Annotated in this window: 11 protein-coding genes and 6 pseudogenes; 8 read left to right on the top strand and 9 right to left on the bottom strand. The window is 70.7% G+C overall.

The annotated features are described in order from the left end of the window. Positions 1-88: 88 nt before the first annotated feature. Positions 89-921 (bottom strand): annotated as a pseudogene (locus AB0D34_RS28090) (MBL fold metallo-hydrolase). Between AB0D34_RS28090 and AB0D34_RS28085 the strand changes: the two are divergent. Continuing rightward, positions 857-1,007 (top strand): annotated as a pseudogene (locus tag AB0D34_RS28085) (AraC family transcriptional regulator); the annotation flags it as partial. The pseudogenes AB0D34_RS28090 and AB0D34_RS28085 sit on opposite strands and share 65 nt — an antisense overlap. Before the next feature lie 24 nt (positions 1,008-1,031). Here AB0D34_RS28085 and AB0D34_RS28080 read toward each other — a convergent pair. Then, complete coding sequence (locus AB0D34_RS28080; protein ID WP_362666379.1) at positions 1,032-1,433, bottom strand: NUDIX domain-containing protein; 402 nt, start codon at positions 1,431-1,433, stop codon at positions 1,032-1,034. A 163-nt stretch (positions 1,434-1,596) separates the two neighbouring features. Between AB0D34_RS28080 and AB0D34_RS28075 the strand changes: the two genes are divergently transcribed. Next, complete coding sequence (locus AB0D34_RS28075) at positions 1,597-2,094, top strand: helix-turn-helix domain-containing protein (RefSeq protein ID WP_362666065.1); 498 nt, start codon at positions 1,597-1,599, stop codon at positions 2,092-2,094. 177 nt (positions 2,095-2,271) lie between these two features. Here AB0D34_RS28075 and AB0D34_RS28070 read toward each other — a convergent pair whose 3' ends face one another. The 3 genes from AB0D34_RS28070 to AB0D34_RS28060 are packed head-to-tail and all read right to left on the bottom strand — an operon-like array spanning position 2,272 to position 4,719. Further along, positions 2,272-3,042 carry a methyltransferase domain-containing protein gene (locus AB0D34_RS28070; protein WP_362666063.1) on the bottom strand — a complete coding sequence of 257 codons (771 nt, stop codon included), beginning with the start codon at positions 3,040-3,042 and terminating at the stop codon, positions 2,272-2,274. Between the two features lie 13 nt (positions 3,043-3,055). Continuing rightward, a complete protein-coding gene (locus AB0D34_RS28065; RefSeq protein WP_362666060.1) occupies positions 3,056-3,868 on the bottom strand; it encodes an LLM class flavin-dependent oxidoreductase in 813 nt (270 codons plus the stop codon). Beyond that, a complete protein-coding gene (locus AB0D34_RS28060; RefSeq protein WP_362666058.1) occupies positions 3,865-4,719 on the bottom strand; it encodes an alpha/beta fold hydrolase in 855 nt (284 codons plus the stop codon). The genes AB0D34_RS28065 and AB0D34_RS28060 overlap by 4 nt, the downstream gene beginning before the upstream one ends. A 70-nt stretch (positions 4,720-4,789) precedes the next feature. Here AB0D34_RS28060 and AB0D34_RS28055 point away from each other — a divergent pair, with 70 nt between their 5' ends. Together AB0D34_RS28055 and AB0D34_RS28050 are read left to right on the top strand one after the other, a co-directional pair. Further along, a complete protein-coding gene (locus tag AB0D34_RS28055; protein ID WP_362666055.1) occupies positions 4,790-5,728 on the top strand; it encodes a LysR family transcriptional regulator in 939 nt (312 codons plus the stop codon). Between the two features lie 851 nt (positions 5,729-6,579). Beyond that, positions 6,580-7,398, top strand: a pseudogene (locus AB0D34_RS28050) (RICIN domain-containing protein); the annotation flags it as partial. A 247-nt stretch (positions 7,399-7,645) separates the two neighbouring features. Here AB0D34_RS28050 and AB0D34_RS28045 read toward each other — a convergent pair. Then, entirely contained in the window at positions 7,646-8,014 is a 369-nt protein-coding gene (locus tag AB0D34_RS28045) for a signal peptidase I (protein ID WP_362666052.1), read from the bottom strand. A 284-nt stretch (positions 8,015-8,298) separates the two neighbouring features. Between AB0D34_RS28045 and AB0D34_RS28040 the strand changes: the two are divergent. From AB0D34_RS28040 to AB0D34_RS28030, 3 genes and pseudogenes are all read left to right on the top strand, one after another. Continuing rightward, positions 8,299-8,967 (top strand): annotated as a pseudogene (locus tag AB0D34_RS28040) (AMP-binding protein); the annotation flags it as partial. 570 nt (positions 8,968-9,537) lie between these two features. Further along, complete coding sequence (locus AB0D34_RS28035; RefSeq protein WP_362666050.1) at positions 9,538-9,966, top strand: chorismate-binding protein; 429 nt, start codon at positions 9,538-9,540, stop codon at positions 9,964-9,966. Next, positions 9,914-10,453 (top strand): annotated as a pseudogene (locus tag AB0D34_RS28030) (chorismate-binding protein); the annotation flags it as partial. The gene AB0D34_RS28035 and the pseudogene AB0D34_RS28030, both read left to right, overlap by 53 nt. An 89-nt stretch (positions 10,454-10,542) precedes the next feature. On the opposite strand, the pseudogene AB0D34_RS28025 reads toward AB0D34_RS28030, so the two are convergent. The 3 genes and pseudogenes from AB0D34_RS28025 to AB0D34_RS28015 form a co-directional block, all read right to left on the bottom strand. After that, a pseudogene (locus AB0D34_RS28025) lies at positions 10,543-10,858 on the bottom strand (alpha/beta hydrolase); the annotation flags it as partial. 27 nt (positions 10,859-10,885) lie between these two features. Then, entirely contained in the window at positions 10,886-11,503 is a 618-nt protein-coding gene (locus tag AB0D34_RS28020; protein WP_362666048.1) for a dihydrofolate reductase family protein, read from the bottom strand. Between the two features lie 126 nt (positions 11,504-11,629). Continuing rightward, positions 11,630-12,133: a substrate-binding domain-containing protein gene (locus AB0D34_RS28015; protein ID WP_362666046.1), complete on the bottom strand. Its 504-nt coding sequence runs from the start codon at positions 12,131-12,133 to the stop codon at positions 11,630-11,632. Positions 12,134-12,140: 7 nt separating this feature from the next. On the opposite strand from AB0D34_RS28015, the gene AB0D34_RS28010 reads away from it, so the two are divergent. Beyond that, a complete protein-coding gene (locus AB0D34_RS28010) occupies positions 12,141-12,338 on the top strand; it encodes a hypothetical protein (RefSeq protein WP_362666044.1) in 198 nt (65 codons plus the stop codon). The last annotated feature ends 754 nt before the right edge of the window (positions 12,339-13,092 follow it).

Raw genomic sequence — 13,092 nt, 5'->3', positions numbered from 1 at the left:
CGACGCCGACGATGGTGATCTGCGTGGGAGGGTGTCTGTTCTGGTGCTGTGCCTGGTGGCTGTCAGGGGTGGATCAGCCCGACGGCGTTCAGTTGCCGACCGGGCCTGCTGGGAACAGGGACCGGTTGGCGATGTCGATGATGAACGGGCCGACGTGGGCCGGGTACTTGTCGACGATCGCCCTTCTTGTACTCGTCGCCGTCGCCGTCGTCGCCGAGCAGCGCGCGGCGTCGGTGAGGTAGCGGCGCACGTCCGCGTAGACGTCCGGGCCGGAGGGCAGTCCGTGGCCGGCGGGGATCGTGTCGTATACGGGCTCGGCGGCCAGGGCGTCGACGGCCTGCTGCCAGCCGGTGATGTCGTTGTTGCCCAGGTAGAGGTGGACGTCGTTGTAGACGAGGTCCTGGGCGATCAGGACGCGCTGCTCGGGCAGCCTGATGAGCAGTTCGTCGGCGGCCTCGCCGCCGGAGACGGCCTCGAAGACGAACGGGACGCTGTCGATGACCTCGGTGCCGGGGTTGACGGCCACGGCTGGGGTGAGGTCGGTCAGGGGGATGACCTGTTCGGTGGGCAGGTTGCTGTCGCCGCGGGCGATGATCTGCTCACGCACCTGGGCCAGTGCGTGGACGGGGACACCGAAGCCGGCGGCGCCGTTGTAGTGGTCCGGGTGGGCGTGGGTGACGATGAGCCGGTCGATCGGCTTGCCGAGGCCCTTGGCGTAGGCGATGGCTTCGTCGGCGTAGGCGGGGAGCAGTTGGGCGTCGATCGCGATGAGGCGGGCCGGGGTCTCGATCAGCTGGGTGGTGGGTGGAAGGTGTCCGCCGGTGACATGTAGCTGTGGATGCGCACCGCGCCCTTGTTCACCGTCAAGACCCTCACCCGCGCCTGCACGGCCGCCACCGGGCAGTCCGCCAAGCACGTCATCGACGGCCGCAATCGGCAAGTTCTTCGCCCGTCACGCCGGCGTGACTCCGGGCGCCTTTCGGCAGACGCACCAGGTGCGCCAGTGACCGGAGGCGCCGGGCGCCCGGTGCTCAGAGCAGTCGTCCAGAGGAATGCAGTACGTCGAACACCATCCGGTCCACCGGTGAGACCCGCACACGATCGCCGTAGCCGAACCAGTCCGACTCGGCGATCTCTCTGGAGGCGACCAGCGGTCCGGTGTGCTCGGCGGTGTAACAGATCATCCGGAACTCGACGGATCCGTCGGACTCCCTGTGCGTCTCGAAGGTGCCGACGTGCACCATGGTCGCGGTGTCGATCCGGGACCTGAGCTCCTCCATGATCTCGCGCGCAAGGGTCTCGGCATCGGACTCACGCGGTTCCCTCTTCCCGCCCGGGAAGTAGAAGACATCCAGACCGCGGTTGCGTGTCACCAGCACCCGCCCGTCGCGCACCAGAACCCAGGCCACCTTCTCCGGAACGTGCCCGCCCATGCCCATGCCGGGACCTTACCCAGGCGCTTCGGGGTCGATGAGGCGAAACCGCTGACGGCTGCCGGGCAGTGCCTGCTCGGTCCTTCGCCGATGTGTCTCCGAGACAACCTCAGGGCTCCTGACTGCTGGGTCTCTTTATCGGATGGACTCGTATGCTGGCGTCATGAGACGGACGTCGTTCGCGAACTGGCCCTGTTCGATCGCTCGCACGATGGACCTGCTGGGTGACTGGTGGACACCGCTGGTGCTGCGGGAGGCCGGGTACGGCATCAAGCGTTTCGACGAGTTCCAGGAGTCCCTCGGGATCGCCCGCAACACCTTGACCGACCGGTTGCGGCGGCTCGTGGACGAGGGACTGATGGAGAAGCGCCCCTACCAGACCGAGCCGGTCCGGTACGACTACGTCCTCACCGAGAAGGGCCGCGACTTCCATACCGTGCTGCTGGCGATGAGCAGCTGGGGAGATCGCTGGCTGGCCGGTGAGGAAGGACCGCCGGTCGTGATCCACCACGACGTGTGCGGACAGGAGAGCCACGCCGAGGTGGTGTGCGCCGCCTGTGGTGAGCCGATGACCGCCGACAACACCCGATCCAGGATGGGGCCGGGTTATCCGCCGCGCCTGGCCGAGCGCCCCGACATCCGGCAGCGGTTCTCCGCCTGAGGAAGGGACCGGCGGAATGTGCCGCTACCGCGTTCCCGAGGGCGCCAAGGAGGCATGCGCTGCGCGCGATGGCCGGCGGCCGCAGGAAGGAACCGGCCTTCAGGCTCGGCGGGATGGGCTCGAAGAACGACGGATCACACCTCGTCGTCCGTGCCGGAGTGCCGGGTGACGGCGCTGTCAGCGCCGCCGTGCCACGACCAGCCAGGCGCGCGAGTCGAACCACACGCCGTCGCCGGTGTCGTGTGCTGCGAGTGTCGTCCGAAGCCGATCAAGTGTGGCTTCGGCCGACGCGGCATCCAGATCGGTGACCGCTTCTCTCGTCATGCGCAGCTGGAGCACGGCAGCGAGGGCGCTCTCGGCGTCCGGGCCGTAGCAGACGGGCTCGCGCACATCGGTGACGTGCACCGCTGTGAAGCCGGCCGAATTCAAGTGGCTGACCACGACCCGCGGATCGGCCAGCGCGAAGGCGTCTTCGGCCGCCGGAGCCGACGCTGTCGGCGCGTGCCCGCGAGAGAGCGCCGCGCGGATCGAGACATGCCATTCCTGAAGGTCGGCGGCCTGCCAGACAAGTTGTACGAAGCGTGCGCCAGGACGCAGGGCGCGTGCGATGTTGGCGAACGCGGCGACCGGGTCGGAGAAGAACATCGTGCCGAACCGACTGACGGCCAGGCTGAAGTGCTCCGGAGGGAAGACATGGTCCTGGGCGTCGGCCTGCACGAACCCGACATTGCGGAGCCCTTCCCCCTCTGCCTGTTCGCGGGCCCGCGCCAGCATCGGCCCCGAGACGTCGATGCCGAGCGCGGTACCCGGCGAGGCGGCCCGGGCCGCGTCCCGGGTGGTCCGGCCGGTGCCGCACCCGATGTCCAGGACATGATCGCCGGGCTGGACGCCGAGCGCCTCCCACAGCCGCTCGTGATAGCGAGCGAGCTCCGCGTCGTAGTCGAACAAGGTGGCCGCCTCCTCACGCCGCCGGGCCGTCGCGCAGCACGCCCCGCACGGTGTCGAGCCGTACGCCCGGGTCCACCTCCGGCAGCCACCAGGTCGCGCCCGCCCTCGCGTACGGTCCGGGGTCGACGCCGACCGGCAGCCCGACGGTGATGTCGTACGACGCCATCTCACCCCGGCGCAGTTCGGTGAGAGTACTGACGACCTCGGCGAGCTGGTCCGGGTGCTCCAGATTGGCCGGGAAGAAGCCGTCGAGCCGGGCGGCACGCCGGATCGGCCTGGCGTGGCCCGGGAATCCCGCGGCCCACACCGGCACGCCCGGCCGCTGGACCGGCCGCGGCAGGAAGGTGATGTCGTCGACGGTGTAGTGCTCGCCCCGATGGCGCACCGGCTCTCCCGACCAGGCGGCGGCCAGGACGGCCAGGGACTCGTCGAGCATCCTCCCGCGCCGCCGGTCGTCGAGCTCCTCGCCGGTCCTGGACAGTTCACCGGCGAACCGGTCGCTGCCCAGACCGACGCCGAGGGTCAGACGTCCGTCGCTGAGCAGGTCCAGCGCGGCCGTCTCCCGAGCGACCTTGGCCGGTCGTCTGCGGGCAGGCACGCACACCATGGGGCCGAGCCGGATCCGCTCGGTCGCCGTCGCGACGGCCGCCAACGCGATCCACGGGTCGCCGACCTGCCGGACGGGCGCACGCCAGCACAGCTGATCCCACACGAAGCAGCCGTCCCACCCGGCTTCCTCCGCGTCGGCGGCGAGCTGTGCGACCACCCGCGGATCGGCGAGTTCGTCGAAGAGCGGCAGCCACAGCGCCGAGCGCAGCCGGTTCATGAGAGGCCTTCTTCCGTGTGCCGCACCAGCGCCGACACGAAGTCGTCCCACACCGGCCTCGGCAGGTCATGTCCCGCCCCCTTGAGGACGAGCAGGTTTGCACCGGGGATCGCGTCGCGCAGCGCCTCTCCGTGCGGCAGCGGCAGCAGGGGGTCGTGGTCGCCGTGGACGACGAGCGTCGGCGTCACGATGTCACCGAAGCCCCCTCGCGCCGGACCGTCGAGCTCGATGGAGTAGTGGTTGACGAGGGTCGACGCGTAGTTCCTGGCGCGCGCCACGTCCTGTTCGACCAACGCGCGGATCGTGCCCTCGTCGAAGTGGGGGGAGCCACCGGCGTAGGCCCTTGCGCCGGCGACCACATGGTCGACGACCTCGGCCGCGTCGGAGGTGTCCGGCTGGGGCGTCATGGCCAGGTCGCTCGACGGCGGCGGCAGGTCGTCCGCACCGGTGGAGGTCGACACGAACGTCAGCGACGCGACTCGCTCGGGATGGTCGACGCCGAGGACGAGCCCGATCCCGCCGAACATCGACTGACAGACCAGATGGGCGCGTTCGACGCCCAGGGCGTCCTGGATGCCGAGCACGTCCCGGGCCAGGTCCGTGAGGGAGTAGCCCGGCTGTCCCGCCGGGTAGCAGGTGGACCGGCCGGTGTCGCGGTGGTCGTAGCGGATCACGAACCGCCCACGGGCGGCGATCCGTTCGCACAGGTCCGCTTCCCACCACAGCATCGAGGCAGCCGCTCCGGCGATCAGCACGATCGCCGGGTTCGTGCGGTCCCCGAAGGCCTCGGTGCACAGCTCGACGCCGTTGATCTCCAGTAGCCGTTCGCCCTGAGGCTGATGTGAGGTCATGTCGCCACGCTAGATTCGCCACTCCATTGTGAAAAGCGATGATTTCCGATCGCCTCGATCGTTCATGCAAATGGACCTCGCTACTCTGGAACGCGTGAGCAATGTCGAACTGCGCCATGTGGCGGCGATGGCCGCCATCGCCGAGGAGGGCTCGTTCGGGCGGGCGGCCGCGCGCCTCGGGTACACCCAGTCGACGGTGAGCCAGCAGATCGCCGCGCTGGAAAGGGCCGTCGACGGCCCGGTGTTCGAGCGACCGGGAGGCCCCCGACCCGTGCGGCTCACTCCGCTCGGCAGCGTGGTGCTGGAGCACGGGCGCGCACTGCTGGCCAAGGCGCAGGCCCTGGCCGACGCCGTGGACCGGTTCAAGGCGGGCGACGGCCGGATCGACATCGGCACGTTCCAGAGCGTGTCCAACGTGATCCTGCCGTTTGTCGTAAGCCGGCTGCGCGACGAGCACCCCGGCTGCGACATCAGGCTGTCCGAGGCAGAGCCCGAGCAGCCGCAGATCGGCGACCTCGACCTGCTCTTCTACGACGGCCGTATCGAAGGAGACGTCGAGCACCGCAAGCTGCTCGACGACCCCTACCTGCTGGTGGCCAGGGCCGACACCTTCCCCGAGGGACCGGTCCCGCTGGAACGGCTGGACGGGGTACCGATGGTGGCCTGGCCGCTGACCTGCGATCAGCCCTTGATGGAGCAGGCGATCGCCCGAGGCGGCGCCCGTCCACGGGTCGTGTTCCGAACCGCGGTCAACGACACCCTGTTGTCGATGGTGCGGGCCGGCCTCGGATCGGCGGTGCTGCCGTGGCTCGCCGTCCGCGGCGCCGAGATCGCGTCCGACGACCGGCTCCGCATCCACGAGCTGCGCCCGGCCCTGCCGGCGCGGGAGGTCTACCTGCACTGGCGGGCCGGCCGGATCCACTCGCCACTTGCCGCCCGCGCCGTCCAGATCGCCGTGCAGGTCGCGGCGGACCTCGTGCCGCCGACGTCCGGTGCAGGAGCCAGATGAGACCTGGGTTCCGGCACCTCGCCCCCGGGGCGACCTGTACGACCATGGCGGCGCTCACGACCGACAGGCCGACGGCGACACCCTCCACGGCGGACGAGGGCCCCTTTGGAGGACCCGCAGCCCAGTACACATAGGGCATCCGGCCATGGACAGCCGTGTCCGAGCCGGTGACCGTCAACCCGTTCAAGCCTCCCGGTCGCCTGCGAGAAGCCGGACCGAGCCCGATTCCAGGGCGACGCCGAGGCGCCGGCCTCCTACGAGCACCCGCACTTGGGGCGCTGGCCCGCCGTCGCCACCCGCGAAGACGGCGCCGGCCGCGTCACCTGCGTGGCCAATGTCCCCGGTCGTGGCCTCGCCCGGTCACTGGCCGCCTGGATGGCGCCCGGCCCCCGAGGCGGCTGGCGGGACCTGCCCGAGTCCGTGAGGTCACGACCGGAACCTCACTGGAAAGGCGTCACGTCCACGTCGTCCACAACTGGAGCTAGGAGCCCCGACGGGTCCCGTCCCCGGTGCACCTGTCCGACGTCCTGAGCGGCGACGGCATCCCGGCCGGTGCGGAGGTGGACCTGGGCCCGTGGGACGTCCGGGTCCTCGTCGTCGAGGGCGACGGCACCGCCCCGGACGCCTGAGCGGGCGTCTGTTTCTGACCGGGTCGCCGGACGGCCCTACGGCGCAGTGCACCGCTCCGGCGACCGAAGCCCCCGCGCACCACGGTGATCGTTCTTGAAGGAGGAGTTATGCAGAGAAGAACCCTGGGAAGGGCCCTGGGCACCTTCGGCGCGGCGGCCGCGCTGCCGGCCATCCCCGCGTCCGGCGCACAGGCGTACGACCCGACCGGCGGGATCCGGCACACCTTCGAGCACTGGGGCGGCGGGGCCAACACCCGCTACGCCATCGCCGACGACCCGCTGAAGTTCTTCCGCGGCACGCAGACCGGCATGTCCGTCGGCTCACTCCCGGTCGTCGCCGGGTCCCGTCCGCTCGTGGGCGGCGGCAGCCCGGTCCTGGTCCGGCTGCCCGACGGGCGTCTCGTCTGCAACGCGGCGAACAGCGGCGACGTGTGGGGCAACGAGAGCGGCCGCAGCGACGGTGTGTGGACGGAGTACCAGACGACCTCGCCGGCCGGCTACAGCCGCAACCTCCAGTACGTCGACAGCACCGGCCGCGTGGCGATCCTCAACAACCAGGGCACCTTCACGATCGCCTGTGCCGAGGTCGACCTCGGGGACTCGGCCGGTACCTACTACCGGCTCGTCAACCGCAGGACCGGCCAGGTGATCGGCACCGGGAACAAGACCAACGAGGGCAGACCTCGGCAACGGGAACACGCCGGACGTGGTCCTGGAGGACACCGGCGCCGCGGCCGACCCGGAGACCCAGTACTGGCACGTGGTGACCGAGCCGAACAGCGGAACGACCCTGCTGAACAGGTCGGGCGGACGCGCGGCGGCCATCTGGACGGGCAACGCCACGGTCGGTCAGCGCATCGGCCAGTGGGTCGACGACAGTGCGACGGGAAGCTGGAACCTCGTGAAGACGTCCGACGGCTACTACAAGCTGCAGGCCGTCAAGAACACGAGTGTCTACCTGACCGGGGCGTCCGCGGGAGCGCCGCTGACCCTCCAGAAGCGGCCGACGACGGCTCACAGGAGTGGAAGCTCGTCTGCTAGGCCTGCTGCCTTCCAGATTCCGACGGGGGCAGCGGTCAGGGTCGGGCGATGACGCCGGACCCCCACCGGGCCCGGTCCCGGGGGAACTCCGTTCGCCCGCCCGTCGACCCGAACGGCGCAGGTCGACCGGATCACGGAGCTGGCCGCGGCGCGCACGAGGCGGCCGACGGGATCGGGGGGCGGCTGTGCGGGACGTACGTCCGCAACGCGTGCACGGCCGGTTGGGCTTCGTCGCTTCGTGAGGCAGTCATTCCTGAGTGACCGCGTAACCGGCCACAGACGGCCATCGAACCGTCAACAGGACGGATTCCTCTTCCGCAAACCACGAATGGTCGACTCCGCGACCCCAGACGACATAATCTCCCTGCTTTTCGAGAACAATGCTGCGGCCTGGAAAGTCCACACGAAACCGGCCGCTGATGAGGACCAGGAGGGCAGTGCGCTCTTCCCCTCGCACCCATTCCAGCCGCTCATCGCCACGTGGATGAATACCCCATTTGACCTCCACCGCCTGGGTGTGCCGAGGGTCACTGACCTCCTTGAAGTGGCCTAGTATCCATCCTCGGTCCAACGGGGCGTCGTGGCCCGCATTCCCTACGTAAATGCCGTCGTTCATGAAAGAGAATCTTACAGGCGGCTCGCTGAATCACGGTGCGAAAAATGTCTCGGTCAATTACGTACCAAAATGTCTGCGAGTATCCCGGGCATGACCTAATGAGCTCGTGCATGATTGGTCTTCATGCGGGCAATGCCGTGCTCGACGCGGATGCGGCGTGAGGAGTGCGCTGTGCGCTGGTGTCATCACGCGTCCGCCAGTCTGAGCCCGCGCAGCTTCCGGGTTCGGTCGGGCTGCAGAACAGTACCCGGCCGTCCTCGTCCGTGACCACCATGGATTTGACCCAGCAGGTCTTCGGCATGGCGGAGGGCCTGCTGAACTACACCGAGACGGACGCGCCGGAGCAGGTCGTCCTGCACACACAGGGCCGTCCGTTGTCCCCCGACGACGAACTGCGCATCGTCGACGAGGACGACCGGGACGTCCCGCCCGGCACCCCCGGACTGCTCCTCACCCGCGGCCCCTGCACCCTGCGCGGCTACTACAAGGCAGCCGCCCACAACGCCACCGCGTTCACCGCCGACGGCCACTACCGCACCGGCGACCTCGTCAGGCGCACCCCCACCGGCCACCTTGTCGTCGAGGGGCGGGTGAAGGAGCAGATCAACCGGGGCGGCGACAAGGTGGCCGCCGCCGAGGTCGAGGAACAACTCGTCCACCACCCGGCAGTCCTGGACACCGCCGTCGTACCCGTCCCGGACGACCTGCTCGGCGAGCGCACCTGTGCCTTCGTCGTCCCCAGGCCCGGAACCGCCGCCCCCGACAGGAACGAGGCGGCCGTCTTCCTCCGCGAACGCGGACTGGCCCCCTACAAGATCCCCGACCGGGTCGAGAGCGTCGACGCCCTCCCGGTGACGGCCGTCGGCAAGCCCGACAAGAAGGCACTGACGGCGCTGGCGCGCGAATTCGCGACCGAGGGCGCGCGGCGCAACGAAGGGAACTCCCGTTCATGACCGGCATGACCGACCCTCGACGGACCGCCCTGCTGTCGGACCCGGCTCGTACGTCCGGGCCTCCGTCCGAGTCCGGGACCTCCCGGATTCCCCTCACTTCCCGGACCCCTTGGGCCTCCTGGGCCGACGCCCTGCCCGCACACGGTCCTGAGCACACCGTCGAGTCCCCTGGGGACCCTGCGGAGGCAGCGGTCCGGCTCGCGCGCGCCGGGCTCGGCGACGAGTACGTCGTCTACGAGCGCGCCGGCGTCTGGCACTACGCCTGCGGACCCGCGGCGACCGTCACCCTGGACGCCGAAGGGATCACCGCACGCTGCGGCGACCGCTCCGTGACCCGGCCCCTCGACGCGGCACCGATGTGGCAGATCGCGGAAGCTCTGGCCCAAGTGCCGTACCGGGACTGGCGGGTGTACGGCTGGGCGGCCTTCGAACTGGCCCACCTGCTGCACCCAGACACAGGGGACACGGGACGAGACCCGCTGCTCCACCTCATGCTGGCCACGACAGAGGTCGCCCTCCCCCCCGGGCACGGCACGCATCCGGACAGCGGATCCGGAACACCTGCGCCTCATGGCCAAGGCCCTGGCCGGTCCGACCGGGCCGGTCGGCGACGGCCCGGACGACGTGGAGGGGCTGCTGGGGTCAGGGGAGGGAACGTACCGGCACGCCGTCACCCGCACCGTGGCGGACATCCGGGCCGGCCTCCTCCAGAAGGCCGTACTGTCCCGGCCCCTGCCGCTGCCCGCGCACACGGCTCACGACCTGCCCGCCACCTACCTGGCGGGCCGCCGCGCCAACACCCCCGCGCGGTCCTTCCTGTTGGACCTGGGCGGCTGGCGGACGGCGGGTTTCAGCCCCGAGACCGTGGTGGAGGTCGAGGGGGGGTACCCGCCGCGTCTCCACCCAGCCGCTCGCCGGTACCCGCGCCCTCGCCTCCCACCCCGAGGAGACCGCGCGGCTCCGCGCCGACCTGCTCGCCGACCCCAAGGAGATCCATGAACACGCCCTCTCCGTCCGCCTCGCTGTCGACGAACTCACCGGCATCTGCCGGCCGGGCACAGTCGTGGTCGAGGAGTTCATGACGGTCCGGGAACGCGGTTCGGTGCAGCACCTCGCCTCGCGCGCCACGGGACGCCTGGGCGACGACCAAGGCCCCTGGGACGCGTTCGCGGCGCTGTTCCCCGCGATCACCGCGACCGGCTGCCCGAAGCCGGAGGCCCTGCGCACGATCAGCCGGTACGAGAACGAACCTCGCGGCCTGTACGCCGGAGCCGTGTTCACCGCCGACGACCAGGGCTCTCTCGACGCGGCGCTCGTCCTGCGCACCGTGTTCCAGCGCGACGGCCGCACCTGGCTGCGGGCGGGAGCCGGAGTGATGGGCCAGTCGACGCCGGAACGGGAATGGGAGGAGACCTGCGAGAAGCTCCGCAGCGTGGCTCCGCATCTGCGCCCCGGCTCCGGCATGGGGGCTTCGGAGCCACGATGAGCGATCAGGTGACGGTGGGCGATGCCGGCCTGGCGGCCTTCGCGGCGGACCAACAGCGGCGGACCGCGCCTCACAGACCGGACCAGCCCGCCCGGATGGTCGAGCACGGCGACCTGGGCGACCATTCCGCCGACGCCGATCCCCGCGAGGTGCGCGGGCCTCCCGCCGAGCGCGTCGGCAAGGGCTGCCGCGTCGGCGGCGAGGTCGCGCAGATGTAGCCGGGCGCCTCAGGGTCCCTCGTGGTCGACTCCCCGCTGTCGCGCAGGTCGCGTAGCGCACCACACGGCGCCCGCCGGCGGCGAGCCGCTCGCACAGCGCGTCGGGCCAGGAGAGCATCGTCGTCCCGCCCGCGAGCAGGACGAGCGGGGCGTCCTCCGCACCGAACGACTCGATACCCAAGTCGATCCCATTGACATTGCTGTGGTCATCGGGTCACCCCAGCACCTCGTAGGTCAGGTGGGTCGCGGTCGACGTCGGGATCACGCTTCGCTGCACCAGCGTGCGCGGTGCTCCACCGGTGAACAGTGGTGTCCCGGCGCCCAGCACGACGGGCGCGAGGTGCAGCGTCAGCACGTCGACCAGCCCGGCCTCCAGCGCCGAGCGGACCGTGGCGCCGCCGCCCATGAGGATGACGTCGAGGTCCTTGCCGCTGTCCGAGGACGCCGTCTCGGCTCGCTCGCGCGCGACGGTGACGGCGTCGGGCAGACCGGTGGTGACGAACGTCCAATCGAGGTTCGCTGTCCGCACCGACCCGGGGAGCGAGCTCGTCACGACGACGAACGCGGGCTTACCGACCTCCCCTGCGCCGTAGCCGACGGTGTCGTCCCAGCCGTTCGGCCCGTCGACCACGTCGAAAAGGTGCCGGCCGAGGACGACGGCGCCCGAGCGGACGGTCCCCTCGCGCAGAAGTCGACGGTCGTCGGGGTCGTCGGAGAACGCCCACGTGTGCAGGGCCTCGCCGCCGGTGCCCAGGCCGTTGTCCGGGCCGGGGTCGGGTCCGGTGACGAAGCCGTCGAGAGAGACCGAGATGTCGGCGATGATGCGAGTCATGCCAAGGTAGACCCGATCCACCGCCCGAACTCATCGCTCGGTCCCGTGATGGCGCCGCGGCCGCACCCACAGCCCGTGCGCGTGTGGCCGAGGGTCACAAGACCCGCCGAGCCATGAAGGCGCTCCTCAAGCCCTGACCCGAAAGCCTTCAGCGGCTGAGCCGCGCCAGGCACCATCGACAAGCCGGCGGATCCATCCCGTCGCCGCGGCGGTGGTGCGGCGCGGAACCAGGGTGGGGGAGGGCTTGACCTGGGCGGACGGCCTACGGCGGTCCGCGATCCGTTCCAGCAACAGGCGCGCGGCGTTGTCGCCCATCGCGCGGCCCACCTGGTCGACGCTGGTGAGCGAGATGGGTCCGAGCGCGACGAACGTCGTGTTGTCGTAGCCGGCCACCGAGATGTCCCCGGGGACGGTGAGCCCGGCTTCGGCGACCGCCTCCAGCACGCCCATGGCGACGACGTCCTCTCCGGCGAACACGGCGGTGGGCCGCTTGGGGCGTGCGAGCGGTTCCTGAGCGCCCCGGTATCCGCCCTCCGGGGTGTAGCTGGTGGAGACGATGTCGATCTCCTCCGCGAGGGCGTGGTCCCGCATCGCGCGCCGATACCCTTCGGCGCGCTGCGCGTTGGGCATCTCCTGGATGCGTGTCGGGTCGGTCTCGTGGTGCTCGATGTGGGGCGATCCGACGGTGCCCGAGGGCGGCGAGGTGGCCGACGACCAGGGCGGCCCCGGTCAGATCGTCGTCCGTGACGGTGTCGTACGCCGCGGAGGCCCCGGGCCGGACCACCACCACGGTCGGCACGCGCGAGGCGACGTGTTCCAGATGGGAGCGCGGTGAGACGGGCGCGACCAGGACGAGGCCGTCCATGCCGCGGTCGATCAGCGCCTCGGTGACCCGGCTGGTGACGCCGTCGAGGATCTCGGGGAAGAAGGGGTTGCGGATGCCGGGCAGCATCACACCGATGGTGTACGTCTGCCCGCGCAGCCCTCGCGGGTGACCTCTGGCAGAGGCCGTTGCCTGGAGGGGAGGGGCGAGCCGGGGCCGGTTTCGCCGTCATGTGCGAGCAACCGGCCCACTGCTGGATGACCCGGCACATGGTCGCCGCCTCACCGGCGTAGCCACCGGCAGCCGCGTGCAGCGGTTTGTCCCCCGCCCCGTGCACACCGCGAGGCACACTGTTTCAGCCCTCAACGCCCCACCCGTACAGGGAAGATGGCCCCTCACAGGCTTCGGTACAGGCTTTACGGACTGGCAGGCGTGCCCCCACGCGCCCAGTACCCCCTACACCGCCGCCGACCAGCCATTGCGCCGTGACACCGAGCGCAACCGGGAGCGGAGCATCGCCGCCGCGCACCGTATTCGCGCGGGACGGCCAACGCCGGCGTCGTCAACGCCACCGGCGACGCCGCACCGGTCGCCTGGCGCCGCATCGTCGCCCTGCTCGTCCAGTCCCTCGAGACCCCGGTCGCACGCCCCCTGCCCGCCTCGCCCGAACATGGCGCTGTAGGTAGAGCCATGGTCCACGCCAGCCCGACGGGCCTCGCCGCACGCGGAACCGCGTCCGCGGTAACCACTGACCTCCAACTCCGGA

The organism is Streptomyces sp. NPDC048420 (assembly GCF_040651535.1).
Taxonomy (GTDB): Bacteria; Actinomycetota; Actinomycetes; order Streptomycetales; family Streptomycetaceae; genus Streptomyces.
The sequence above is the reverse complement of the archived record's forward strand: the minus strand, read 5'-3'. Positions and strand labels throughout refer to the sequence as shown.

Excerpts from the sequence above, each read along its gene's own strand:
- AB0D34_RS28010 (WP_362666044.1), top strand. The coding sequence starts at position 12,141 with ATGCGTGTCGGGTCGGTCTCGTGGTGCTCGATGTGGGGCGATCCGACG.
- AB0D34_RS28075 (WP_362666065.1), top strand. The coding sequence starts at position 1,597 with ATGAGACGGACGTCGTTCGCGAACTGGCCCTGTTCGATCGCTCGCACG.
- AB0D34_RS28080 (WP_362666379.1), bottom strand. The coding sequence starts at position 1,433 with ATGGGCGGGCACGTTCCGGAGAAGGTGGCCTGGGTTCTGGTGCGCGAC.
- AB0D34_RS28060 (WP_362666058.1), bottom strand. The coding sequence starts at position 4,719 with ATGACCTCACATCAGCCTCAGGGCGAACGGCTACTGGAGATCAACGGC.
- AB0D34_RS28035 (WP_362666050.1), top strand. The coding sequence starts at position 9,538 with ATGGCCAAGGCCCTGGCCGGTCCGACCGGGCCGGTCGGCGACGGCCCG.
- AB0D34_RS28055 (WP_362666055.1), top strand. The coding sequence starts at position 4,790 with ATGGACCTCGCTACTCTGGAACGCGTGAGCAATGTCGAACTGCGCCAT.
- AB0D34_RS28020 (WP_362666048.1), bottom strand. The coding sequence starts at position 11,503 with ATGACTCGCATCATCGCCGACATCTCGGTCTCTCTCGACGGCTTCGTC.
- AB0D34_RS28065 (WP_362666060.1), bottom strand. The coding sequence starts at position 3,868 with ATGAACCGGCTGCGCTCGGCGCTGTGGCTGCCGCTCTTCGACGAACTC.
- AB0D34_RS28045 (WP_362666052.1), bottom strand. The coding sequence starts at position 8,014 with ATGAACGACGGCATTTACGTAGGGAATGCGGGCCACGACGCCCCGTTG.
- AB0D34_RS28015 (WP_362666046.1), bottom strand. The coding sequence starts at position 12,133 with ATGCCCAACGCGCAGCGCGCCGAAGGGTATCGGCGCGCGATGCGGGAC.